17 protein-coding genes are annotated in these 25,049 nt (G+C 47.1%); 9 read left to right on the forward strand and 8 right to left on the reverse strand.

Annotated features, from left to right (window positions below):
* Window positions 1-20 precede the first annotated feature (20 nt).
* The gene (locus tag ACM64D_RS11375; protein WP_415063342.1) at window positions 21-1,979 is read right to left on the reverse strand and encodes a protein kinase domain-containing protein; all 1,959 of its coding nucleotides are present in this window, start codon (window positions 1,977-1,979) and stop codon (window positions 21-23) included.
* Between the two features lie 65 nt (window positions 1,980-2,044).
* On the opposite strand from ACM64D_RS11375, the gene coaE reads away from it, so the two are divergent.
* Window positions 2,045-2,650 (forward strand): dephospho-CoA kinase, encoded by a 606-nt coding sequence (gene coaE, locus ACM64D_RS11380; RefSeq protein WP_415063343.1) that lies wholly within the window; start codon window positions 2,045-2,047, stop codon window positions 2,648-2,650.
* On the opposite strand, the gene ACM64D_RS11385 is transcribed toward coaE, so the two are convergent.
* Window positions 2,647-3,213: a hypothetical protein gene (locus ACM64D_RS11385; protein ID WP_415063344.1), complete on the reverse strand. Its 567-nt coding sequence runs from the start codon at window positions 3,211-3,213 to the stop codon at window positions 2,647-2,649. The genes coaE and ACM64D_RS11385 overlap by 4 nt on opposite strands.
* 89 nt (window positions 3,214-3,302) lie before the next feature.
* Here ACM64D_RS11385 and ACM64D_RS11390 point away from each other — a divergent pair, with 89 nt between their 5' ends.
* Window positions 3,303-4,484, forward strand: a complete 1,182-nt coding sequence (locus tag ACM64D_RS11390; RefSeq protein WP_415063345.1) for a hypothetical protein — start codon at window positions 3,303-3,305, stop codon at window positions 4,482-4,484.
* Between the two features lie 66 nt (window positions 4,485-4,550).
* Here the strand turns inward: ACM64D_RS11390 and ACM64D_RS11395 are convergent, their stop codons facing one another.
* Complete coding sequence (locus tag ACM64D_RS11395) at window positions 4,551-5,297, reverse strand: hypothetical protein (RefSeq protein ID WP_415063346.1); 747 nt, start codon at window positions 5,295-5,297, stop codon at window positions 4,551-4,553.
* Between the two features lie 113 nt (window positions 5,298-5,410).
* The gene (locus tag ACM64D_RS11400) at window positions 5,411-6,595 is read right to left on the reverse strand and encodes a DUF2252 family protein (RefSeq protein ID WP_415063347.1); all 1,185 of its coding nucleotides are present in this window, start codon (window positions 6,593-6,595) and stop codon (window positions 5,411-5,413) included.
* Window positions 6,596-6,761: 166 nt separating this feature from the next.
* Here ACM64D_RS11400 and ACM64D_RS11405 point away from each other — a divergent pair, with 166 nt between their 5' ends.
* From ACM64D_RS11405 to ACM64D_RS11430, 6 genes are read left to right on the forward strand one after another with little or no spacing between them, the layout of a single operon-like run.
* Window positions 6,762-7,847: a hypothetical protein gene (locus ACM64D_RS11405; RefSeq protein WP_415063348.1), complete on the forward strand. Its 1,086-nt coding sequence runs from the start codon at window positions 6,762-6,764 to the stop codon at window positions 7,845-7,847.
* Window positions 7,848-7,856: 9 nt separating this feature from the next.
* Window positions 7,857-8,921 (forward strand): hypothetical protein, encoded by a 1,065-nt coding sequence (locus ACM64D_RS11410; protein ID WP_415063349.1) that lies wholly within the window; start codon window positions 7,857-7,859, stop codon window positions 8,919-8,921.
* Window positions 8,918-10,036 (forward strand): hypothetical protein, encoded by a 1,119-nt coding sequence (locus ACM64D_RS11415; RefSeq protein WP_415063350.1) that lies wholly within the window; start codon window positions 8,918-8,920, stop codon window positions 10,034-10,036. Before ACM64D_RS11410 ends, ACM64D_RS11415 begins: the two co-directional genes overlap by 4 nt.
* A gap of 7 nt (window positions 10,037-10,043) precedes the next feature.
* Window positions 10,044-12,767 (forward strand): PD-(D/E)XK nuclease family protein, encoded by a 2,724-nt coding sequence (locus ACM64D_RS11420; RefSeq protein ID WP_415063351.1) that lies wholly within the window; start codon window positions 10,044-10,046, stop codon window positions 12,765-12,767.
* Window positions 12,743-15,820, forward strand: coding sequence for a UvrD-helicase domain-containing protein (locus ACM64D_RS11425; RefSeq protein ID WP_415063352.1), 3,078 nt, complete (start codon window positions 12,743-12,745; stop codon window positions 15,818-15,820). Before ACM64D_RS11420 ends, ACM64D_RS11425 begins: the two co-directional genes overlap by 25 nt.
* A 27-nt stretch (window positions 15,821-15,847) precedes the next feature.
* The gene (locus ACM64D_RS11430; protein ID WP_415063353.1) at window positions 15,848-16,642 is read left to right on the forward strand and encodes a PilZ domain-containing protein; all 795 of its coding nucleotides are present in this window, start codon (window positions 15,848-15,850) and stop codon (window positions 16,640-16,642) included.
* A 30-nt stretch (window positions 16,643-16,672) separates the two neighbouring features.
* Here the strand turns inward: ACM64D_RS11430 and ACM64D_RS11435 are convergent, their stop codons facing one another.
* Window positions 16,673-17,200: a YceI family protein gene (locus ACM64D_RS11435; protein WP_415063354.1), complete on the reverse strand. Its 528-nt coding sequence runs from the start codon at window positions 17,198-17,200 to the stop codon at window positions 16,673-16,675.
* A gap of 159 nt (window positions 17,201-17,359) precedes the next feature.
* A complete protein-coding gene (locus ACM64D_RS11440; RefSeq protein ID WP_415063355.1) occupies window positions 17,360-22,267 on the reverse strand; it encodes a hypothetical protein in 4,908 nt (1,635 codons plus the stop codon).
* A gap of 331 nt (window positions 22,268-22,598) precedes the next feature.
* Here ACM64D_RS11440 and ACM64D_RS11445 point away from each other — a divergent pair, with 331 nt between their 5' ends.
* Window positions 22,599-23,330 carry a DUF5602 domain-containing protein gene (locus ACM64D_RS11445; protein ID WP_415063356.1) on the forward strand — a complete coding sequence of 244 codons (732 nt, stop codon included), beginning with the start codon at window positions 22,599-22,601 and terminating at the stop codon, window positions 23,328-23,330.
* Here ACM64D_RS11445 and ACM64D_RS11450 read toward each other — a convergent pair.
* Window positions 23,327-24,064 carry a hypothetical protein gene (locus ACM64D_RS11450; RefSeq protein ID WP_415063357.1) on the reverse strand — a complete coding sequence of 246 codons (738 nt, stop codon included), beginning with the start codon at window positions 24,062-24,064 and terminating at the stop codon, window positions 23,327-23,329. The genes ACM64D_RS11445 and ACM64D_RS11450 overlap by 4 nt on opposite strands.
* A gap of 8 nt (window positions 24,065-24,072) precedes the next feature.
* Window positions 24,073-24,927: a hypothetical protein gene (locus ACM64D_RS11455; RefSeq protein ID WP_415063358.1), complete on the reverse strand. Its 855-nt coding sequence runs from the start codon at window positions 24,925-24,927 to the stop codon at window positions 24,073-24,075.
* Window positions 24,928-25,049 lie beyond the last annotated feature (122 nt).

Here is a 25,049-nt window from a genome sequence, read left to right on the forward strand (position 1 = left end):
CTTGCTATAACGAAGGGGGATTACTTCAAATACAAGTCTAAAATTTTTCTTTGATCAGTGGGAACTGTGACAGTGGTTTCTGCCGAAAGTCCGGTCGTTTTATTGCGAGCTTGTATTTTAACACCGACTTCAGCTTGGATGACGTAGGCATCTCCTGAAGGCTTGATGGAGACGGGGACTCCCGCGATGCGAAGTTCGGGGTTGGCTCCACCGTTGACAATGTTAATGATAACCGAAGCGACACGGGGAAGTCTTTGCAAGGTCCCTGTGAATGTATAGGCTTCATAGGTTGGCGTGATAGTTGTCACGAGATCCGTATATCCCTCTTTAACCAAACGAAGATTGACGGGACTGTTGGCTTTTACCGTTTTTCGTGTCGGAGTAAACTCACCAGTATCGACACCGTCAATGATGACCCGAGCCCGATCGGGACTGCTATAAAGGGTGACGGTGTATTGAGGAGCCGTCGCAGACATATCTGTCTGCTGAGTGTCTCCGCTGGTTTCAGCCGGATCACTAGCTCCTGTCGGAGTGGAGGGAGCCAGGCCTGCGGTGGGAGTTCTCGTCGGTCCCTTTTTGGCAATAAGATTGTTATAAGCCCACCAGCCGCCGACAATGAGAACAAGTCCGATCACGGCTTTCATCGCCAGACCTGTGATGTCCTCCATCGACGAAGTGTTGGTATTTCTTGGCATCCCCGCGTAAGGCCCCTGACTGACAGTTCCCGAGGGAGTGCGTGTCATGGTGCCAGTGGCTTGAGTTCGAGTATGTGTATGAGTGATGTTTGTGTTTGTCTGAGTGTTCGACTTGGCACTGGCAGCGGCAGTAGCTACGGCCGGCTTGGGAGGAGTTTTTAAGTTGTCCAGATTGACACGAATGTCTGTCGAAGTATCAATATCTAATTTTTCGCCTTCGCCAGCGTCTACAGCGGGTGCCGCGACAGGGCGCGAAGAGGCGCGAAGATCGGTTTGTGTGACGATGGTTTTGTCTTCGGCATTTGAGCCTTGAACTTTCGCAAATTCCACGAGCTTACGACGTTGCTCCAAGAACGCCGCTGAAAAAGCGTTCTTCATGAAGACACTGAAGTCATGAGGAGAGAACTCGGGATATTGAGTATTGAGAAAGCGATTTAAATCACGGTGAAGGGCCGCCGCCGTTTGATAGCGAAGACTTTTATCTTTAGCCAAGGCCTTATTCACAATTCTTTCAAGTTCGGGAGGAACGGAAGGATTGATTTTACGAATAGAGGGAACCTGACACTCACGAATTTTGCGTAAAATGGCGGCTTCACTGTTGGACGTGAAGAGGCGATCGTTGGCTAAGAGCTCCCACAGTACAATCCCCATAGAGAAAATATCTGTGCGGGGATCAATGGATTGTCCATCAGCCTGTTCGGGGCTCATATAGCCATATTTCCCTTTGAGGGTCCCGGCCTTAGTTGCTTCTAGCTGGGTTTCCGCTTTCGCGATACCGAAGTCGATGATCTTTACTTCACCTTCGAAGCTGACCATGATGTTTTGAGGACTCATGTCACGATGAACGATATTGAGAGGTTTACCAGTGGTTCCATCAATACAGCGATGGGCGTGATCAAGTCCCGCAGCGACCTCTTTCAGCATGTAGGCAATTTGCTCAATGGTGAATTGAGTATTGGATTTCTTTAGTTCGTTTAGAATTTGGCGAAGATTTCGTCCCTCGACATACTCCATGACAAGGAAGAACTGACCACGCTCGACACCGAAATCATAAATTGAGACAACGTTTCCGTGATTGAGATTCACGGCGATTTTCGCCTCTTCTTTAAACATCTCAATAAATTCTTGATGGTCGGAATATTGGGGAAGAATGCGCTTAATAGCGACGAACTTATTGACGCCAACAGCTCCCGTTGACTTAGATAGGTACACTTCCGCCATGCCACCTGCGGCGAGGCGCTCTAGAAGAATGTACTTACCAAATTGTTCAACGGCTGATGACATGAAAATCTATTCCCCTTTGAGAGGTCTATCGGTAAAATAAAAACAATCCTTAAGGAGAATTGTCTATGAAATGGATAGGACTGACCGGAGGTATAGCTTGTGGCAAGAGCACCGTCAGCCGTTTGCTCTCTGAACGCGCTATTCCCGTCATAGATGCCGATGAAATTGCCAAAGAGGTGGTGAAGCCGGGGTCTCCTGGACTTAAGTCGGTTGTGCAAGAGTTTGGGCAGGACGTGCTATTACCCGACGGCTCCTTGGATCGCCGTCGCTTGGGGCAACAAGTCTTTGGCCACCCCGAACTTCTGCATCGCCTGGAAGGGATTTTACATCCTCTGATTCGTGAAGAGACTCGCCAGCGCCGTCAAGTTTTGGAAGAAATGAATGAGCCTCTGGCGATTTATGACGTCCCCCTTTTGTTTGAAACGAAATCCCAAGGCCAGTTTGATGGCATCATCGTCGTCAGTTGCACCAAGGAACAACAAAAGGAAAGATTGCGTCGCCGCCACTCCTGGAGCGAAGAAGAAATTGAAATGCGAATTGCCTCTCAGATTCCCATGCAATTCAAAGAGCAACGAGCTGATTTTGTTTTACAGAATAATCGCGATGAACAGCATCTCCTCAAGGAAGTCGAGAGGCTTCTGGTGTGGCTGGAAGAAAAGAAAATCTCTTAGAAGGCGAAGTTGTAGCCAAACTGGGCAAATAGATCCGGCCCATTGACGGCCGTACCCACGCCAAATTCAGAGGTGAGACGTTCACCAACTCCCACCGAAGCACGAGCTCGCCAGCGGCGGGTCTCAAACAAGCCTGCAAGTTCCCCCGACCCTTCAAGGAAAGTGGCCCCCGAAAGTCTGACATAGGGAAGAAAGGCATCGTCGGGACAGCAATACCAACGTCGCCCGATGGACAAGCCAATAATATTGTCTTTATTGACCTCAGCTTGATAGTCCCATGTGGGGAGTTCTTCCCATTTGAAGGGGACATAACGAAGAGCGAGATAGGGGCCTTGTTGGTACTCATCTCTTTCTAAATAGTTTCCTCCCGAGAATCCTACCGCGAGATGGAGGAACAAAGAGGGGGCCGCGCGGCGTGATAGCGGACCGTTTTTCTTTAGCAGAGGGTCCTCATCCTCATTCAGAGGCAAGGCCTTTATAGTGGTTGCTGTTTGAGGAGCTGCCCAAGAGGGAGTTTCCATCAAGACCAAGGTCAAAAAAAGAAGCGGAAGAAAAAGTCGCATACGATAAAGTATAAATTATGTCTACAATCATTGTCGAGGGCTCCTTGCCCAGACTCATTTCTTGTTACTGCAATTTGGAGGCACTTATTATGTCAAGACGGGGAAGTTTAATTCTCACCGGCCTTTTCGTTCTTTCTGCGGGATCCCTGGCTCAGGCAGCAAGCATCAGCACGACAATTCATCATCAATATCAAGCCCCGCGAGCGTTGGGGATGGGGGATGCTTTTGTCGCGGTGGCGAATGATTACTCGGCGATCTTCTATAATCCGGCGGGTCTGGCTCGTCGTGAAGATGGGCAGATCAATCTTTCACTCGGTGTGGCGGGAACTCCGGGGGCGATGGATTTCTATAATGAGTACAGTGATATTGAAAAATCTGGAAAGTCAGAGTCCGACAAACAAACGGCTTATCTTGAGTTGATTCAGAAGCACTATGGCGATGTCTACTCGATGCGTCTGTCACCACTCGAGGGAGTGTGGGTTCGTCCTAACTGGGGTATGGCTTTAATCCCTGTGGATGTGAGTGTCGAAATGGCCATGCACCAACAGGTCGGGCCGACGATCAACGCGACTGTTTACGCGGACACCACCTTGGGGCTCGCTTATGCAGATGATTTAAAAGGGGTGGATCACGGTCGTCTTTCTTGGGGAGTGACCGGAAAATTTGTTAATCGTGGATTTTTTAGTAAATCCATCAGCGCGGCAGATCTCGCCAATAGCAGTGAGATCGTGAGTAAGAGTGATCTATTAGAAGGATATACGGTTGATGCGGATCTGGGTCTTTTGTGGACGCCGGAGCTTCCTGATGAAGGAATTTGGTCGGTGATGCGTTTGGCGCGTCCTACTTTTGGCGCTGTAGTTCGGAACGTGGCCGAGATGGGTTTTGGACAATCCATGAAGCTTTTAAATAAAGAGGCGCAAAACGGAACTCCAGAGAAACTTTATCGCGTTGTCGATCTGGGAACTCGCTGGGAATATCCTTCGATGTGGATTTTCGGGGGACGGGGAGTTTTGGATGTGCGTGATTTGGGTCATCCTGATTTTAACTGGAGAAAAGGTCTTCACCTGGGCTTCGAGTTTGATTGGACTGTGACGACTTGGTGGAAGGGGCATTATCGCGTCGGACTTAGCCAAGGGTTTTGGACAGCCGGTCTGTCGGCAGAGTTAGGTGTTTTCAATCTGGACGTGGTCAGTTATGCGGACGATGTCGGCACCAAGAACACCCCTGTGGAAAGCCGTGTTTATGCGACAAGATTGAATTTGGATTTCTAAAAATTAAAAGAATTTAGAAATAAAAAAGGCTTCCTCTCTGGGAAGCCTTTTTTGTTTGGGCTCTTCTTAGTGAGTCTTCCACCATGCAATCAATGCATGACCAATGTCCTCTGATGAACTGGTTGAAAGATCAATGGCAGGAACGCCGGGAGGTGGGTTCTGGATTGCCGAGCTGATGGAGTTGCAGATATCCTCATTCGCGGCAGCATTCCCACCGCAAGTCGACTGATAAACGGTTTGAATCGAAGAACCAACGGCTTCGACCGTCGCAAGGGTCTCTGTTGTCGGCGTTCCATTGAGATCATTTAACAAGTTAGTGATCGCTCCCTGAATCGCCGCCGCGTCACAGGTCTCAACTCCACCAGAGCAAGAGCCCAAACTTGAAGCGGCGTTGCTCAGAGCCGTCGCACTTTTTGCCATGGCTCCTAAAAGAGACAAACCTGTTTGGCCGGAGAGAGCGCAGGAACTCGCGGTGCTTGATGCCAGCGTCAAATCACCAAAATTGAGAGTTCCCAAAAGTGCCGTCGTACCGTCCCCTTTACTAATCGCATTCAGGGCGGTAGAGAGCTTCTCAGGGCTTGTGACTTCAGCGGCAATAAAGCCCGCAGCACAACGAAGAGAGTAGGCCTGAGGTGACGTCAATCCACTGATTTTGCTCATACAGGCATTTGCCGAGGCGGCATCTCGGGCATCATCGAGGCAAAACTGGGCTTCGGCGATCATATCTTTTTCGGTCTGTTCCGCTTCACATCCTGTGAGTAAAGCGCTCAAACTTAATGCGAAAACAATGGCTGCTGATTTGTTGAACTGCATTTAAAAATCTCCTTCGTCAGAGTCTGGGATGACATAGATACTTATCGGAATCAGGAGGAAGGTCTTAACTCATAAATATGACTGTCTTGGCCTGAGACACGAGAACCTTCCTTCTAGGGTTTTAAACTTTTAAAGGTATTTGCGTAGCGGCTTTTCACAAGCGCAATGTTTTGTTCCAGCCACTGTCCTAAATTGGGAATTTCACCCTTTACAAAGGTGCGATGATAAGACGCGATCCACCCGCTCTGGGCAAGAAGGTAGGCTTTGAGCTCAGAGCTGGAAAGTTTTGATAGAGAAACAGAGTCCTTAGTGCGACTTCGAATGAGGAAATCGCGATTCTGAATTTGGATCGCGTGATAGAAAATCGGACTGTCATTCCAAGTATATTTTTTTACCTTTTCTAGACGCTGACTTTGAGTCCATGAAGGCTGTTGCCAAGATCCATAGCTGACTCCAGGGCGACTCAGCTCCTTGAGCTCCAGAATATCTTGACCCTCTGGCGCTTGAACCAAAAGCCAGTAGCGTCTGAGGCCACCACTGCCTCCGGTCTCTCTGGGGACTTCGGCAATGTCGAGGATTTCGTAAGCTCCCAGAACTCCTGTTTTGGAGATTTCAAGAATGAAGCCTTTTTTTAGTTGCGGCGAAAGTGGGATCAGTTCGTCGGAGGGCAGGAAGTTTTTGCCATTGGTGTTCTTTTCCAGATTTTTCTTTCTTTTCTTCTCGAGATTTGGAAAGTGGGATTTTGCAACCGGAAGGGGGTCTTTTTGTCCATTCACGACCTGAAGATACTCTTTACTGAGATCCTCCAGAAGTTTTTTGTCATTGAACGCCAAAGCGACGGCCGTAAAGTACCGAAGAATGTCGTATTCGATGGGGCAGACGCCGCTATCATCGAGATCATTAAAGACAAAACGAGTTTCTCCCTTAAAATCAATGAATCCGAAATTTTCCGGGTGCGCGTCCCCTAAGCAGAGAATGAGATTGGGGGAGTCGTTAGTCTTCGCAAGATCAGAGTAATAGGTATTTACAAAGGAGCGAAAGAACATCAAGGGCCCTTCCGCCAGAGCCCCCTTCATCTTCTGTTCGAAAGCCGAGGGCGAGAGGTGTTTGTAAGTGTCACTAAAAAGAGTGGGAGGGACGCTCGTGTCTTTAAAGGCGATATTCACTAAGCTGGTCTCAGTGGATTGAACCTTTCTTGTTGAAGGAGCTGGTGGCGTGAATTCCGACTTTGTGACTTGGGCAAAGAGGGGCGGACTGACCAGAAAGAATATCAAAAGGCTTAAAGTGAGTTTTTTCATACAAATAGTATCGGCTTCTTCGGACAGGGCTTAAGGCCTTGGATCTTCGTCGAGGTCAAAGCATGCACCAAGTTCAAAAGCAGGACTCTCGACTGTATTTTCCTTCGGGTCTCAAATTGAGCCTCTTCAGTGCCGATAAGAATCTGTAAACCCACGCGAGGTATCTATGAAAAGGATTTTGTGGATCGCGCTCATGCAGATGATTTTCTTACTGACATTCGCTTTAGAGGTGAATGCGCAAGAGCGACGAAGTTTTTATAGCGGTGCACGTTGCCAAGCCATGGGCGGCGCTTGTATTGCCGTGACCAATGATGAGACCGCACTTTTAGTGAATCCCGCCGCTTTAGGGAAGCTTCGTGACTTTTATGGAACCGTCTTCGACCCGGAGTTTGAGTTCGGTTATCACACGCAAGGATTTTATACAGATAAAAGTTTTTCTAATCCCTATTCTTTAGAAGATATCGCGGCGTCTTTGAATCAAAAACGAGAAGCCCACTACCATTCCAAACTGCAAATTTTCCCCTCGTTCGTCGGGCGCAACTTTGGTATCGGTCTTTATGGTAATTATCTTTTGGATGCGGAGATGTCAGCCGACGGTTCTACCATCAATACTTACTACCGCAACGACATTGCTTTTGTTTTGGGATTCAATTTCCGTCTTTTCGACGGTCGTATGAAGTTGGGATTTAATACGAAACTCATTAGTCGCATAGAGGTGGATAATCCAACGCTGAGTGCGGCGGGGCCTTTGAACTATGAAGCCATTGCCAGTGAAGGTGTGGGCTTGTCTACGGATATGGGACTTATCTTGGCGGCGCCCTGGCAATATATTCCCACTCTGAGTGCCGTCGTCCGAGATGTTGGAGGCACCAGTTTTGATCAGAGTAGTGGTGTCCGAATGAGCACAGCGACTCGTCCCAATTTGATAAAACAAGATATTGATGTTGCCGCTGCAATCTTTCCGATACACACCAACTCTGTGAGATCCGCATGGACCATCGAGTACCGTGGCTTATTAACATCACAAGATGAACCTGATAAAGCCAAACTTCTTCATGGCGGTCTCGAATTGAACTTCGGGGATGTGTTCTTTTTACGTGGCGGGTATAATCAGAGATATTGGACAGCAGGGATGGAACTCGCTTCAGAGCACTTTCAGTGGCAATTTGCAACGTACGGTGAAGAAATCGGCACCGTGGATAAACCAACAGAAGATCGACGTTATACCTTTAAGTTTGCGTACCGATTTTAAGGATGAAGCATGAGATGTCTTAAAAAGTTTTTAGTCGTTTTCATGAGTTTAGTGCTGACCACCTCTTGTGGACAGCCGAATGTGTTGACGGAATTCTCGCAGACTGATTCCGATGAGGCTCTTTTCATCGAGGCTCAGAAGAAGATTGATAATTTGGAATGGCAGGCCGCCATTGACATCATTGAAAATGATATCAGTGAGGGGTATCGGGTTCGCTCGGATGTTGTTGAAGCGTTGGCCGGGGCTTATGTAGGCAAATGTGGTTTGACCTTCTTGGATCTTGTTTCTGGAATGACGAATTCGCCGTCTTCAAACATATTTCCGTACTTTATGGGAATTTTTAAGAACATGACTTTGCTGCCGGACTCTTGTGAAACTGCTATTGGATTGATTGAAGGATTGGGAACGGTTTCTCAAAGAACTCAGGATCAGAATTTGTTTTTGGCTATTTTGGGTATTGCGCGCGTGGGCGTCACGTTGAGCTATAAGTTGGATCAGGTGGATCATGACGGACTCCCAGACGCCTCCTACAGTGTTTGCGAAGATTATACGGACAATGGGGATGTTGATGCCCTGGACAACAATCCAAGTTCCCCGTGGGTGATGGCGCCTTTGAATATTTATAAAGTGATGCCTCGTCCTTTGCCGGCACCGACACATTTTTTAAGTGATGCGGACATGCGAAAAGTGGTCGCGGGATTAGGGCTGGTCTTAGAAAATATGACGGCCTTGGGTGCGGCCATTGGCGGAGATAACTCAGTGATCACGTCTTTGGAAAGTTTCAAAACTCAGTGTCAGACACAGGCGGGAGTGTCCTGTGAAATTACCAAACCTGCCGATGTAAATAGTGATTTAATGAAGTATGCGTTTCGACTATTTTTGGACACCTCTGATGTGGGCTTTGGCTCTTGTTCTTTGAGCACTCCACTTCCGGACGGAGCGACCATTGCCGCTGCGGTGGCGGCAGATGTAGATGATGACGACGATGCGATCACGAAATTTGATGGTGACACCGATATTAACGTGGCGGGAATTTGTTGCCCGGCGCGAATGCCTCCGGGATATACGCCATGATGAAATGGATCTTCGGACTTTGCGCAGTTTTAATGTCTCAGAAGGTTCTCGCTGCAGAACTTTATGAGCCCTTTCGTTCCTTGAGATCTCTTGGAATGGGTGGGGTTGTGATTACAACTGTGGACAATTCGGCGGCGCTGTTTAATAACCCCGCAGCTTTGGGGCGGGTCGAGGGTTTGGACATTCATTTGATGAGTTTGAATTTCGGTGGGAGAGCGATCACCACGGAAGATATTACAGCAATTGAAAATATCGATCCGAATGATCCGTCAACCTATAATGGATTGTTTGGAAAACGATTTAACATCAAGGCGAACGGTGATATCGCCGTGGCGGTGCCTTATTTTGGGGCCGGATATTACACAGACTATGAGCTGTCTTTGGAATTGCATAATCCAGGTTATCCCGAATTTACGACCTACTTTAAAAATGACTCGGCTTTTGTCATTGGGGGAGCTTACCCCGTAGGACCGCAAAGTTATTTAGGAATGACTTTCAAGAGAATGAATAGATGGGGAGGCAATGTTCAGGAATTGGGCCTGACAACGATCGCCAATGCCAATGATATTCAAGCGGTGATGGATCAGTTCCAGAACAAGGGGCAAGGGTATGGAGTTGATCTGGCTTTTTTGACTCAAGTTTCTGCCCCCTTAAATCCAACTTTGACCGTGGTATGGCAAGACGTGGGCGATACGGCTTTCACGAAAACAGGCGGAGCCGATGCTCCTCCTCATATTCCTCAAAATCTTTCGGCGGGGGCAAGTCTGGGAATTGATTTGCCAGGTTTGGACTGGGTGATCGCCTTGGAAGGGCGTCATCTTTTGGAGCCGGATGTGCAAATTGGTAAAAAGCTGCACATTGGAACTGAGCTTTCGTTGCCTTTTTTAGATCTGCGCGCGGGTTACAATCAAGGATATCTCGCTTATGGGGTGGGACTTGATTTCTTTATTTTCCGTCTTGATGCTGCAAGTTACACCGAAGAGTTAGGGGTTTACCCCGGTCAAACTGCCGACAATCGCGTCATGATAGGACTCAGTATTGATTTAAGCTTTGATGCTAACTTCAAATTCACCGATAATAGCGGCAAGAAACGAAAACTAAAACAACGCCGGTAATTCAAAAATGTTGCAAGTGATTCCGATTGAAAGTCGATCTCAGATTTCTGAGATCTTCGCTAACTATAATCCACGAAGCCAATCCTGGTTGGTCTCGGACTTGCGCACGAAATTTGAACTTCAACAAAAAATTCTAGGCCGCGAAGGTCAGTATGTGGACGAATCCGTATTGCGCGCCAGTGATCTTTGGAAAATTCTTTTAAAGCGTCTTGATCCAGGGCTGCGACTGGTCAGCGACCCCTTTGCTCGGTCGTTGTTAAGGGCCATCATGGACGAGAATGCGGAAGTCCTGGGTGTCAACTCGTCGGCGGAAGATACGGTTTTTTCATATATCGATCAAATGGTGGCGGTGATTTTCCATCCCGAGGGCACTTCGCGCCTCGAAGAATGGTTTGAAAATCATCCCGAAGCGATGAATCGTTGGAAGGATTGGTATTTGCGTGCGCGCTTCTGTGCGCTGAAACTTTTGCACGAACACCGCGTGATCACGGCGGATTGGATCACCTCCTATTTGCAGAATTTCAATGAACTTGAAAGAGTCTGGGACATTCCCCTGATTGTTGATTTAAGTGGGGAGATTTCCAGAGTTGAAGCCGAGATTTTGCGCGTTCTTTCCCGGACTGTGGACGTGATCGTCCTTGAGCCAAGTCCGACTTGGAAAAAGGACTTTCACTTTCTTCTAAAACCTTATGAGGACTTGCGAGCGCAAAGTCAGAAGGTGATTTCTTTGCCATCACCTCAGCGGCAGGAAAAACAAAGGGACGTTCTGCGTTTTTCGGGGATGCTGGCGGAAATCAAACACAGCGTAGGACAGATTCGCCAGTGGTTGGATCAAGGTCATTTAGCCGAGAACATCGCTGTCATTGCTCCGGATATTGAAATCTATTGGCCCGTCTTGCAAGCCTATTTGCAAGAAGAAGGAATTCCAGTTCAGAAGGATGTCACCCATAAAGCGCAAAGTCTTCCTTCTGTGACCCGATGGTTGGCGCTTTTAAGATCCAAGAGTGGGCGCCTTTCAAGTTCAGATCTTGAAATATCTTTTTTTGAAAAAGAAGAATCTCAACAACTTCGTTACGAGGAATTTCGATCTTTATTTAAAAGTCTTTATGTCAATGAGGACCTGGCTCGGAACGATTTGGTTTATAAAGTTTTCCACGAACAGTTGGATTTAACAGGTTTATTAAGTCGAGACGAATTCGTCGCCAAGGCCCTGACCTATTGGAATTCGGATGAGACTGAAATTGTCCAGATTGTTTTGCGAGAACTTTTGCAGAATGCGACCAACGCAACGAAGCTCGTCTGGAAAGAGTGGTTGAGCTATCTGGAAACGATCGTCGCCGCCAAAGAGTACACTCTGGAAAAAGGCAACCCCCGGGGCGTGATGGTGACTAAGCTGATGTCGGCGCATAGTGAAAAGGCTCAATATCGTCTTTTCTTGGGGTTGACCGACGAATCTTTGCGCAGTCGAAATAAGACACAACTGTCGGGTCAGGACTATTTTGAGTTGGCTAAAGACATCGGCTTTTATTTGGATAATCCGGACCAGAGTGATCTTGAGTTTGAGCTGCGATTGTTGGCGGAAGCCGACAGTATTCAAGATATCTATTGTTTTGGCGCCACCGATTTAGGTGGCACGTTATGTTCGCCGTCCACTTTTTGGATGAGTCTTCAGGGGGATCACGAAAAGTTAACTTTGCCTTATGAGACTCGCTGGGATGAGCTTCAGCACTCTGAAGTTCGGGGGCAAAGGGACTGGCTGGTCTCGCGGAAAGAGCAAATCGAAAAACGCATTGAGCAGGATTTGGGGAAAGCGGACTTTGATACTATACAGGCATCTGAATTGCCGCGTATTTCGGCCTCTTCGATAGAAAGCTTTTTGGAGTGTCCTTTTATTTTTGCCTCACAAAGATATTTTAAACTAAAGGATCTTCCTGATATTGATTTGGACGTGGATCACCGGACTCGTGGTCAACTGGCTCATGCTCTTTTTGAAAAACTGACTGTGGAGCCGATGCGTTTTGATTGGTCCGTCGAGGAATTAGAACAGACCTTAGACGTCATTCGCCAGGAAAAGAAGCTTCTTTTTGCCGATGAACGTTTGTGGATTCCATTAAAAAAGAAGCATGTGCAATTAGGTCTAAGATTTTTAGACGTTGAAAAGCGTTGGCGTGAAGAGTTCAAAAAAACCCGCACGTTGGCCAGAGAAAAACGCTTTGAGTTTTATCTGGACCCACAAACAGAAGAGATCTTCACGGAAGCTAAGGAGAATTGTTTCCGTATCTCTGGGCAGATAGATCGAATTGATGGGGATGGCGCCGAACATTTGGTGGTTCTTGATTATAAAAGTTCGTCGGGAGGGATTTCAGCCCATGCCTCCTGGTTTAAAAATCGTGAGCTTCAGCTTCTGTTTTATATGTGGGTCATCGAAAAGGGCCTCCTGGACGAGGTCGGCGGCGAAGTGATCGGACTTTTTTACTACGTTTTTAGAACCTTCGAACGCAAAGGTTTTAAGATTGAAGATCAGGCGGGCCTTTTGTATCCCGCATCCAAACGTAAGGATAAAAATGCAACCTTGGAAGCGAAAGAGCGATATCTATCCGAATTCAGTCAGGTCTTAATGGGCACATTAGATCGTATTAAAAATGGCGAAAGTCAGGCGCGTCCGGCTGATTTTAAAACATGCACAACTTGTGAGTGGAGACGACAATGTCGAGCACCCCATCTCAATTAAAAAATACGATTTTAAGAGCTGGCGCAGGAGCGGGGAAGACGACAACCCTGACTCAGACTTTCTTGAAGTTTGCGAGTGATTTTAAAGAGTCGCATCAGAAGTTTCCGCGCATTGTGGTTACGACATTTACCCGTAAAGCCACGCAAGAATTGAAAGAAAGACTTCTTGGGAAAGCCTTGGAAGAAGGGCGGGAAGATCTTTTTCACTATGTGAGTTCAAAGTCTCAGGTTCAGATTTCGACGATTCACGGGGTTTTAAGCTTATTTTTGTCTCGTTATGGCTCTGCGGTGGGATTAACTCCCGACTATAAGATCATGAGTGAGTCGGAGATCCGCAAAGGGGCGCGTAAGATCATGCGCAAGTATCTTTTGGAGAATTCTCAGCTTCAAGAGTTGCTCGAAGAGTATGATTTTCAAACCTTGGAAGGGGCACTCTTAAAATATTTTTCCGAGAGCGTGATCTTTCCAGAGATGAAGTTTATCGGGCAAGAACAACTTCAAGATGAAACGGCAAAAGTTCTAAAGGATCTTGGTGGGAAGATTCACCGGATCTGTACCGAGATCTCACACGAAAATTCCAACGACAAGTGGGAAGAATATGTCCGCGGCTTAATGGGATTTTCTTGGCAGGTGGTCCATCAGGATTGGGAAGCCTTTTTCGCGCGTTTAGAAAGTTTTTGGGAGTTCACCAGCAAACCCGTTTTTCGTAAAGCGACGCCGCCCTTTTCCTTGAGTCTTCATGAAGAGCTGGAAGAACTGCGTGAACGGGTTGATAAGTTTTTAGAAGAGCCTCGCTATCGTCCGGCCTTTTGGCAAAAGCATCAAAAGAACTGCGAGCTTTTTGAAGAGCTGGCAATAAATTTCTGCCGCGATTTCATGGCGACCAAGCTTGAAAACGGACTGTTGTCGATGAGCGATCTTGAAACTTTGGCATATAAGATTATTCAAGACGCCCCCGAGGCTGCCGCCAAGTTTTCCTTGGAATGGGATTTTTGGATGGTCGACGAGTATCAAGATACCAGTCCCGTGCAAGTGGAACTATTGCGCCATTTAATTGGGGAAAGACCTCTTTTTGTGGTCGGAGACCCACAGCAAAGCATCTATCTTTTTCGAGGGGCCCGTTCTGAGGTCTTTCAAGAGAAAGTGGCCGAGATCCAGGGGCAAAACGGGGATGTGCAGGTGAAGCTCGTGAATTATCGCTCGTCCCCCGAGGTTTTGGAGTTCTTCAATCACTACTTTACGAAGTTAGGTTCTCAGTTTGCTGCCATGACTCCGGCTCCTGATAAAGTGCGAGTCGGCAATAGCAACCCTGTGGTGCATGTACAGCTCACTGAAACCGGAGCTGAGGACGAGGTGTCCGCAGAAGCGCTCAGCGTTGTGGCTCGTATTCAAGAGTTTTTGAACGAAGGGGTGAGCCCAGAACAAATTTGTGTTCTCGGTCGTACGCACAAAACTCTCGAAGACATCGCGAAGTTAGCCCAAGATTATGGGGTTCCACTGCAACTGCACAGTGGCAGTGGATTTTATGAACGACGAGAAGTGCTGGATGCCTTGGCGCTGCTTAAGTTTTTGGTGAATCCTCATGATAATGCTAATTTTGTGGCCCTTTTGCGAACGCCGTGGGTGATTCTTTCGGATAGTGAAATCGCCAGCTATTGCCATAGTTACAAGCACTCGTTCTGGAAAGAAGCTTTGAAGACTTTGGAACAAAAAGACGAGACCCATCCTCTGAAGATTTTAAAAAGTCTTCTGCAAATGAGTGAAACTAAGGGATTGTCATGGACTCTCAAAAAAGCTCTGATTGAGTTAGGTCTATTTGACTACTCGGCCAAGATTGATTCGACCGGACGGCGTGAGGCCAACTTGTGGAAAGTGGTTTCCTTATTAAACCAGGAAGAGCGTCGCCCTGGTTTTAACTTTCTTGATTTTTTAGATGCAAGTCTTGAGACCCTTTCAGCGGATGAAGGGGGCGAGGATGCCGATGCCACTCCGGTGATTGAGCCCAAAAGAGTGAACTTTATGACAGTGCATGCTTCGAAGGGTTTGCAATTTGAACAAGTCATTGTGCCTGGGATGGGACAGGATCCTCGCAGTAGTCATGCGCCGGTTTTGAGTATTCGAGAGACTGACGGAACCTGGTCTTTGAAGATTCGTAACGAAGAAACACAAAGTATGGCAGGCAGTGTTTTAGCGGATCAAATTACCGAAGAATTAAGACGCCGGGAAGCGGAAGAGTTTAATCGTGTTCTTTATGTCGCCCTGACTCGGGCTAAATCAGGTGTCACTTTATTGTGGGATAAAAAGGTCGGGAAAAAATCATGGGCGGCTCGCTGCCCTTTGAATCTGGAAGAAGGACTGCACCAGGAAAAGGATTTTTCTTATCTGGTCCGAGTTGAAAACTCTGTTCCACACAAGATGGCGGAACAAGATTTAGTTCAGAAAGATCTTCGAGCTTTATGGAAGGCCCCTGAAGTTGAAGAGCGACGGAAGTATATTTCTGTGACGGAGTTGGTCGCCCCGGACTCTGTGACTTCGCCAGGGCCCGTGCGGGCGGCCCCTTTGGGGGCGGGACTTGCTCGCGCTCAACAGGGGACCAATGCCCATCGACTTTTTGAAGCTCTCAAGTTCACACCTTATGAAGCGCTGATTAAGATTTCGGAGGAGGAACTTCGTCTGCCCCTTGAGTTTATCGCTAACACGAAGGAATTGCCCCTTCTGGAGATCATCGACAAAGGTCATGTCGAATGGGGTTTTGCTTTGAACTATCGAAACTCCCTGATGCAGGGACAGATTGATCTTTGGGGAGTTCTTGGTGAGACGCTTTGGATGGTGGACTACAAAACGGGATCCCAACGGTATTCAGAGACCGCCTTCAAACAGCTCGAAGCCTATGCTTGGGCCTTGTATCGCATGAAGTATCTGGAGGGCGTTCGCGAAATCAAGTTGGCGGTGGTTTACCCCATGGATGAGATCGTGAAGATTGAAACTGTCCGCAGTTTGGCAGAGCTGAACTCCAGGATGGAGAAACTCCTGGACGATTATTCCCTTGTCTAGGTAATTGAGGTTCCTTATCATTTTCATATGAAAAGAAAACCTTGGTCCTTGATAACTATCGCGCTTCTTCATGTGTTGGCTCCTTTTGGAAATCTTGTGCTCAATGCTTTGCGTTCGGGAAGAACTCTGCAAGGGCAGTGGCATTATTGGTTTGAAGTGGTGCCCAAGCCTTTATTGTTTATTTACGTCGCGGTTCCGATGCTGGCCGGTCTTTTTATCTATATCTGTCGTCGTTGGAGTTATTGGGCTTACCTGGCGTGTCTGAGTCTTATCTTTCTTTCCAATCTTTATAGCTATTGGACAAGCATGAACTGGAACACCTTTCCGGTTTTGATGCTTGTGGTGATTGTCGATCTTATTGTGGTCGCCTACTTTGTGGTTCCTTCGGTTCAAAAAGTTTATTTTGATCCTCGCATGAGATGGTGGGAGGCGGCTCCTCGCTATAACTTTAATCACGAGGGTTTCGCGAACGGAACCAAAGCCTTTATTAAGAACCTGGGCCAAGGTGGCCTTTTCATGACCTCGGGTCCGTCATTGAGCGAGGGAGACAACGTGGACATGACGTGGTCTTATCAAGGCCAAGATGTCAGTGTGTCGGGAGTCGTTGTTTATAAGAGCCCTCGTGTGGAATCGCCAGGGTATGGGGTGAAGTTTAATCACACCCACGAAACTCAGAATCAGGTGAAGTCGGTGGTTGATCATCTTCATAAGCAAGGGTTGATTGTCGTAGAGCGTTTGCCGGGACCTGAAGACAGCTTTGCGGTCTGGATCAAGAAGCTGATGACTCGCGGAGAGGGACTGTTTCCGAAGTTTAAGTCATGAAAAAGGGAGCTTGAAAGCTCCCTTTTTCATTTACACCTTTTTCGCGAACTGAATATCTAGAGAAATAGCGACGTCGTCGCCAACGAGAACTCCTCCAGCTTCCAGCGCGGCATTCCACGTTAGACCGAAATCTTTGCGTTTAATTTTTGTGGTGGCGGAGATTCCGATCTTGATGTTTCCGTAGGGGTCTTTCATTTCCGCAGTGGGTCCCTCGACGGCCAGCACCACTTCTTTGGTGACACCGTGAATGGTGAGATCTCCGGTGACTTTCAGGTCCTCTCCGTCTTTTTCCACCTTTTTCGATTTAAAGTTGAGCGTCGGATATTTTTCCACATCGAAAAAATCAGCACTTTTTAAGTGTCCATCGCGCTGCGCTTCGCGGGTGTTGATACTTGTGGCATCAATGCTGGCTTCGATAGAGGCCTTGGTGATATCCGAGGGATCGTATTGAAGAGTTCCAGAGACTTTTTCAAAGCCACCGTGCACTTTGGCGATCATCATATGTTTCACTGAAAAGTTAGCGCTGGAATGGGCGGGGTCGATTTGCCATGTAGACATAAATTCCTCCTGGGAATGGTTGCTTTATGTCCTAAGAATGTCATGGTTTTGATTGTTTCAGAAGGGAGCAAAGTTAGAAAACATTGTTGCGATTTTGTATCCCCTGAAAAAAGAGCGCGGGTCCGGAGAGAGAGAAGGACCCGCGCTGGAGAGACTTAATTAACGATTGTACTCAGGATTTGTCATCAGAGTCAGTTTATTCAAGAACTCCACGTTCTTCATGATGATTCCGTAAGAAACCTCAAGTTCCGTACCATCCACCAACTGACCGGCAGCACTGCCAAGTTCTTGAAGAGCCTCAAGGCCTTCTTGTTTGCTGAGGGCTTTGCCAACCTTATCCAGGCCGGACTTCAAAGCTTTTTGATCAAGGGCAAACAAAGGAAGTGCTTCAGCCAACTGATTGGACTGTTGCGCTACCTGTTGGGCAACCTGGTCCGCCCCTTCTTGTTGTGTCAAAAGAGCGATAGCTACGGACATCACTTGTTTGTTGAAAGCCACCATATTTTCAACTTGTCCATCGATGGACAACTCAGGGTTTGCTTTCAAAAGTTCTTCAGAAACAATTTCGCCCTTCTTATTCAACGCTTTCAACTTCGCAACAAGCTCGGTTTTAGCTTTAGTAACCGCTTCTGCATTCTTGCCTTGGCTCAACAAGTCTTGGAATTGAGCGATGGCCATTTTTTCCATCAAAGGCTCAATCTCGCCGGCTTTTTGTAAGAAGAAGTTCTTCTCTGCCGCGATCTGAAGAATCTGATTTGAAGCAATAGCGTTGTCCAAAGCCCAGAAGCTGAGGCGTGTCTTACTTTGATCAGAAACTCCCAACTGACTTAGAACAACACGGTCATTGGGTGCTTTACCAACGCTGCTTCCTACTTTGAAGAAGTTTGCAAAGTTGTCCTTGTCTCTCAAAGTGGAAGCTTCAAGATTCAAGATTCCATAGATGCCAGCGTAAGCTCTCATTGCCGCAGTGACTGTCGCCTTTTCTCCACGAAGAGGAGACAAGATCGCCTTGTCATTTGTGAATGTTGGTTGCAACTGATCTAACATCATACCAGTCAAAGTGTTCACGAAGAAGCTGCTCTCAGGAGTCATGCCCAAGATGTACTTTTCGAAATCCAGGAATGAGAACTGGATGCTTTGAGCGTAGTACTTATAGTCAGGGAACCCTTTCATCGTTAAGAAGTTCATAGCCATAATTTTGTCGTATTCGATACCGATAGTGTCGATACGATATTCTGTTGTTGCCAAGTCCTGAATCGCACGTTTCTCTACGATTTCAACATCTGTGACAACTTTGCCAGTCTCTTTGCCTTGCGCATCAGTTTCTTTGTACTGATAAGGAACCGCGATGAAACGATCTGCGCTTTGGAATGCCGAGTGAGCATCCGGAGTTTTGATAATCTGGTTGTAGAAAATGTAGGCCTTCAAGGAAGCTTGAACATAGTCCGCGGTTTCTTCTTGGGTGCCATTTCTCAAAACCAACTTATAGAACAACTCGTCCATGAACTGACGCATTTGAAACATGTTAGAGATCGTTCTGCCGATCACCCGACCTGCGGTGCCGACGCCAAAGTCATTACGGCCCCAGCCATGGTAGCTAGTCACGTATGTATCTTCATAATCCTGAACCATGTTTGCAACGATCTCTTCTGCAGAAGTACCATAGTCAAAGCGTTGGCATGTTGGTTCGTAGCCGACATGGATGTCCGTGCAATACTTATAAGGCTTCAAGATGCCTTGGATCTGATGTTTAGAGAAGTTATTCCATCCTTCTTTGGCAAAGCTGACTTGGATGGTGTTAACACTCAAGAACTTGTCGTTCACTAAAAGTTTAGACAAACCTTTTTGCTCAAGATCTTCCTTAAACTGTGGAGTTACTTCCAAAAGTCCCAAGTGTGAAGCTCTCAACGCGTGAACGTCGTAAGAACCAATGCCATCCCAACGGAACTTGCCTGGCTCGATGTAGTCCATGATCGAAGAGTAGTTACGTTTAGAATCAGAACCGTCTTCATTGTTGAAGTTTGCCTTATCGAAGGAGCCGATAAAGTTGTGAGTCAAACCTTGAGAGTGACCCATTTCATGGCCCAAGTCGAAGAACAACTCTTCACGAAGAGCTTCTTTGAAAGAACGATTGGCGAAGTCACGGGCGATGGACTCACGCTCGGTCAACATACAGCCTGGAGCATTTTTGAATTTTTCATTCATCTTCGCGCGGATAACACCACGACGAGACATTCTTTCCAGTTCAAACTTGTCACTCTCGGACATCTTCGCGCCTTTGGAAGCCAACATTTCTTTGGCAACAAGGCCTTCCAGCTCAACAGGATCCATAGAGCGATTTTCAGAAAGCTTACGTAGAACGCGATCCAACCAGGCGCTTTCCATCTGTGGAGCGGCGTAATTGAACTTTCCTGCGCCCAATGATTTCATTTGAGCAGCCGCTTTCTTAATATCACCAGATGTTAAGTTCATGCTTCTAGCCTTCAAGAAGGCTTTGCCATCTGTCTGTTGACCTTGGGTCATCTTCACAAGTTGTTTTGTGAATTGAGCTGCAGCTTGAGCTTTTTCTTCTGTCGTCGCTGTAGGTTTAGCAGCTTCCGCAGCTTGTTTTTGGGCTTCGGCCTCTTCTTTTTGTTGTTTAGCCAATTCGTCCAAAGCCTGGGCTTTGAACTTCTTCTTCATGTCAGCCCAGTTCTGAGAGATCTTCAAGTTACGCTGAGAGCCGGCAACAAACTGTTGCAAGTTACCTGCGTAGACAATCAAAGAGTCCGCCACAACGATACCTGAGCGAGGGTTGAAGCCCACTTGGGAAACCCCGAGGATGCCGTGGTTGTCGTTAAATTTATTTTCGAAGTGAACGATGTTCTTATCCAAATCACCGACCGTCGCGTTCACGCCATCGTCGCCAGAGAATTGAATCTCAACATAGCGACCCGCACGCTCAAGAGCCGTTCCTTTGAAAGCCTGGCGATAAGCCAAGTCCCAAGCATTCACAACATCTTTAGCCGTGTCTCTGTAAAGTTGACGGATCTCAGGATCAAGTTTAACAGAAGACTCAAGACCGGTAACAGTATAAACCAGAGTTCTTCCGTTACGGAAGTCATGCACCACAGGGAAGTTGATTTCTTGACCTTCACGGCCGTGCAAACCTTCTTTCGTAGGATTGATTTTACCGATAGTCCATACACCGTAACCGAGTTCGTTTTGGGCACGGAATGGGACTTTAGCCACAAACGACTTATCTGTGCTGCCGTCATTGGCTTTGAAGGAAATACGCTCTCTCAGGCGAGCGGTCGTTTGATAACCAGCAGTTCCATTGTAATCATTAGCGATTTTGTAGTCGACCAAGCAAAAAGCTGAAAGACCTGCCGTGTAGTTAAACGTGAAGTTTAAGACACCCTTATCCAACTTCATGTCGACATCGGAAATTTTCATGTCTGCAATGGATTTGAAGCATTGCTCTTGAAGTGTCTCATAAGGAGAGTAATCGGAAGAGATTGTGTTTCTTGTCCAATCAACTTCAATGAACTCAGCCTCTGCGCGATTTGCAGGGACCAAGCGCTCCATGGCGTAAGAAGCGCCGGACGCATCTTTTGTGTCGTGTTTAAGATATTTCACAGGAAGAGACATCAACTCTTCATAGTCAGTTTCGTTGGATCCAGTTTTAAAGTCGATAAGTTTGTCAGCCTTTCGGACAACAAGACGACTTTCTTCCATTTCGAATTTTACAATCGTCAATTGCCCAGCCATGCCGGCAGGGAATACTGTCGTTTCTGGGGCGTCCTGCAAAGTTCTTTTGAAGAAGAACTCTTTTCCTTTGATGTCTGAAACTCGGATCGTCGAACGAGGATCCATTTCATTATTGCTTTCGATCTTTTTCGGCTGAACGTTTTGTTCAATCTGGACAAGGCCGACATTATCTCCGGCGCGAACAGGCTTAAACTGGATTGTCGCATTTTGGTTGCCGTCGTAGTCCACCACAGGGAGCTCAGGGCGAACATAAGACACGGGGACGTCAAAGCGCAAGATCATCACGCAGTCTTTTTGAGCTTCAGCGGGAAGGGCCTTAACAACGTCTGCAGAACATTGACGAACATTGGATTTATTAGAACCCATTTTAAGTTGTTGCAATTGAGAATCAGAAAGATTCAAAGAGCTCAAAGAACCGATTTCAAAGACATGCAAGGCGTCCACGTCCAGAAGAGTCAGGACGCGAGCATCGTCTTTTGTATTTACAGTGATTTGAAATTCACTCTTTAAAGTCTTGGCTGTCATGATCTTATTATTGATGCGATCCATGACAAAAGTTCTATCCAAGTCACCGCGAGAAGCGGCATCAACACCGACAGGCAAACGATCTGAAGGATTGATAGAGATTTGGATATGAGTGGCGTCAGACCAGTCAGTGGTCTTCATGCGCAAAGTGGAGGTTTCTTCTTTAAGTTCGTTCTTTGATCTTTGTAAAACTCCGTAGCTGCTGACTTTGAATTTAAAAAGAGGAACCAAAAGAGAACTGTTCTTTTTAGAAAGAGCGGCTGCTTTTTGAGCCCGCGCCTCTTTCAAGCTAGCCATCAATGATTTTACTTTCGTATTGTCTTTAGTTTTTTGAAGTTGTTTTTGCAAAAGAACTTCGTCTTTAACTTGAACGAGTTGTTTTTCAAGAAGAGAGAGTTCGGAAGCATCGTTGACGATCTTATAAGCGGTGACAAACTGTTTATCAACAGAGAGAGTGATCGGGTAGGAGCGACCCGCTTGTCCTGTCATCTCAAGACCTTTAAACATGAACTTCAGGCGGTTCGGCACCTGAACATCCGTAACGGCGACAACACCTTTTTCGGCAGTGGCTTTGGAGGATTCACCCAGACTCAAGGTCGAAAGATGCTCATCTGTAGAAACCTTCATTTGGCTGTTTTCGGTTTGTAAGTCACCGAAATCAGAAATCGCAAAGATGGATTCTTGTGCGTCTTCCGGCAGCGAAGCATCTCTTTTCTTTGTACAACCCGTTACAAAGAGGGCTAAGGCGACAAGTGCAGTCAGGGCCTTTGCGTATTGAGATCTGTGAGTCATAGTTCTCTCCATTCCTAAATTGTCACTGCCCCAACCCCATATCGAATATAGAGGGTTATAGGCAAAGACACTCTCCTAAGAGAAGATAAATGCATCGACGATGCCACGGTCAGGGTGGAGCAGCCCCCTTCCAATCGCATTTCAGGCGTGCAAGGCGTTTAAAGTTTTAACAGGGGACAATTCCTGCAAATCTCAAAATGAGACGATTCTTTTGTTGGCTCTCAGGGATCAAGATAAGACGAACTGTTTTAAGGCAGGAGACCTCTCTCGGGACTTGTCCTTGAAGGCGATCTTCGTTTTATCCTGTGGTCTCAAAACCAAGGAGGGTTGAATGAAAGAGCTTATTTTATTTTGTTGTTTGTTATTTGCGGGACTCGATGCTCATGCGTTCGTGGTCTATGGACAATCAGTGGCGGTGGGGCAAGGAACGGTGCGGGCTTTTGCTGATATTGATGAAAATGGGAATCCCCTGAAGGTGGGGTTGGCTCTTTCCAAAGGAGCTCTCGAAGGATTGCCTCAGGACAATCCAGAATCCTATACGGTCACGTTGCCTTCGGTGCTGGACATTCCTCCCTACAATCACATGATGGTGGATTGGAATCCTCATGGACATGAGCCCGACAATATTTACGGCCTGCCTCATTTTGATTTTCATTTTTACTTCATTTCCAACGAACAGCGACAAGCGATCAGTTGTATGGGCGATGATCGGGATGTTTGTCTCATGCAACCAGACGCCGACGAGATTCCTTCTTATTACGTGCCCACTCCTGAGGGGGTTCCGCAAATGGGTTGGCATTGGGTGGATCCTCGTTCACCCGAGTATAACGGACAAACTTTTACGTCGACTTTGATTTATGGGTTCTACAATGCGAAAATGATTTTCTTGGAGCCGATGGTGACAAGAGATTTTCTTTTAACGAATACAAAGTTCGAGCAGACCGTCCCATCACCTTTGGTCTTTCCAATGGAGGGGTATTATCCACAGTCTTATACCGTCGAGTATGATGCGAACTCGTGTCAGTATTTAGTGACTCTCAAAGATCTGGTTCATCAAGATTAGAATGCGAAGATTTGCTGGCAGGTGCGGCTGCGATAATTTTTCCAGGTGGTCTCGGTAACATCGGAAAAGTCTTTCCCGGACCTGTCAGCTTCTTGCAAAGAAGCTTCGATCATACGGAGCCAGAGCAAAGCTTTCTTTCTTTCGATGTGCCATTCGCCTTCTGACGGCGGGAAGTATTTTTGTTCAACGAGAGCGGGATCAAACCCTTTTAAAAAATTGAAGAGTCCCAAAGAAGCGACGGCCTTCAAAGGGGGGCGGGCGAACTCGGGCTGGTCATCAATCAAGATTGTGCGTCGCGGATTCCAGTCGGGAATATGGGCATCCAGCACCTTCTTATTGCGTTTAGAAAAATGGAGAGTCTCATCTTGAGATAAGACGGTGAGATGTTCTTTCGAGAGGATTTTGTAGGCGATATCCTTCAGACTGCGACCATCGGGTAAAAAAACCTGTTTGAGCAAGGTCTCATTGCGCGAGCGTTCGCCGCCACTAAAAAAGCTCACTCTTATTTCAGGATGTCTTTGCAGAAGGGTTTGTATCACTTCTCCTAAATGATCTGTTGGTCGGTAGAGCTTCCCCTCAACCAGAAGAGTTTTGTCGTCTTTCTGAGAAGCCTCCACGGAATAGAAGGTTGTCCAGTCAATATCAAAGACAATGTCAATCGGCGCGAGCTTTTGTGCAAAAGCCAGGGGCTGGAAACATAAAGAGAAGAATATTAACGCCAGCCAGCCGCGCATACGATCCTTTAGAAAATTGCGGTGACAGACCCATAGATCAGGGAGTTGTTGTCATCCACGAATTGAACGTTGGAGTCGGAGCCGTTGGGTTTTAATGTCGAACCACTATTGCTGTGTCCTACTGCTATCGCCCAGGTGGGATTGAGTTGATAGCCCAACTCTTGAGACATTTCAAAAGAGTCCCTCATCACGTTTTGATATGACCAGGTGTTTTTGTGCAGGAATTCCGCCGAAAGAGAAATCCCCGAGGTGAAGTTATAGCTAAGCGAGAGTGTCTGACTGGAGGAGTATTGAGTATTCACGCGTCCATCCAAGGCGGTTTCGTATTGATGAAAATTGCGCCCCACGGAAAGGCCGCCGGCAACCTCAAAGCCCGTCATCAGACGGTCGGGATTGACAACGATATTAAGGCCGGTGGACAGGGAGCCCAGAAGATTCTGGCGTGTGTGTGAGTCTTTAGAGGTGGGAATGCCAGTACCCACGCGGTAGCCGATTAAAAGATATCTTCCGGCTTCCTTGGGGACGCGTTGCAGATTGAGGGACGTGTCTGAAAAGTCATTGGACTCGGGATAGTTCAAATCTTGAGAATAGCCGCCTTGCACGCGCAAGGAATAGCTGTCACTGAGCTTCAAATTGAGACGAGTCATATAGTCGACGCCATCTTTACGGGAGCTGTCCTGAAAATCATAAAGGCTGGTGGAGCGGCTGACATTCACAAAGCCGCTCCAGATGCGCCCTTCTTTTTTGGCGGGCTGTACGACCATGGTCGAGGAGGTGACAGAGGCGTTGTTATTGGCGAAAGCGGAGCTTGCCAACAAAATCGTTGCAACAATACCGAGCATAGGACGAATAGCAATAGACATAGGACACTCTCCTAAAGGTCAAAGATTGCAGGGACAATGCCATGGTGACCTGGGCCAGATTGCAGACAAATGCAAAACAGGTGTCTAAGCTTTGGTCAGGAGACGGTCTCTGGCATCCAGCG

This window comes from Bdellovibrio sp., assembly GCF_047637665.1.
In the GTDB taxonomy this organism is placed as follows: domain Bacteria; phylum Bdellovibrionota; class Bdellovibrionia; order Bdellovibrionales; family Bdellovibrionaceae; genus Bdellovibrio.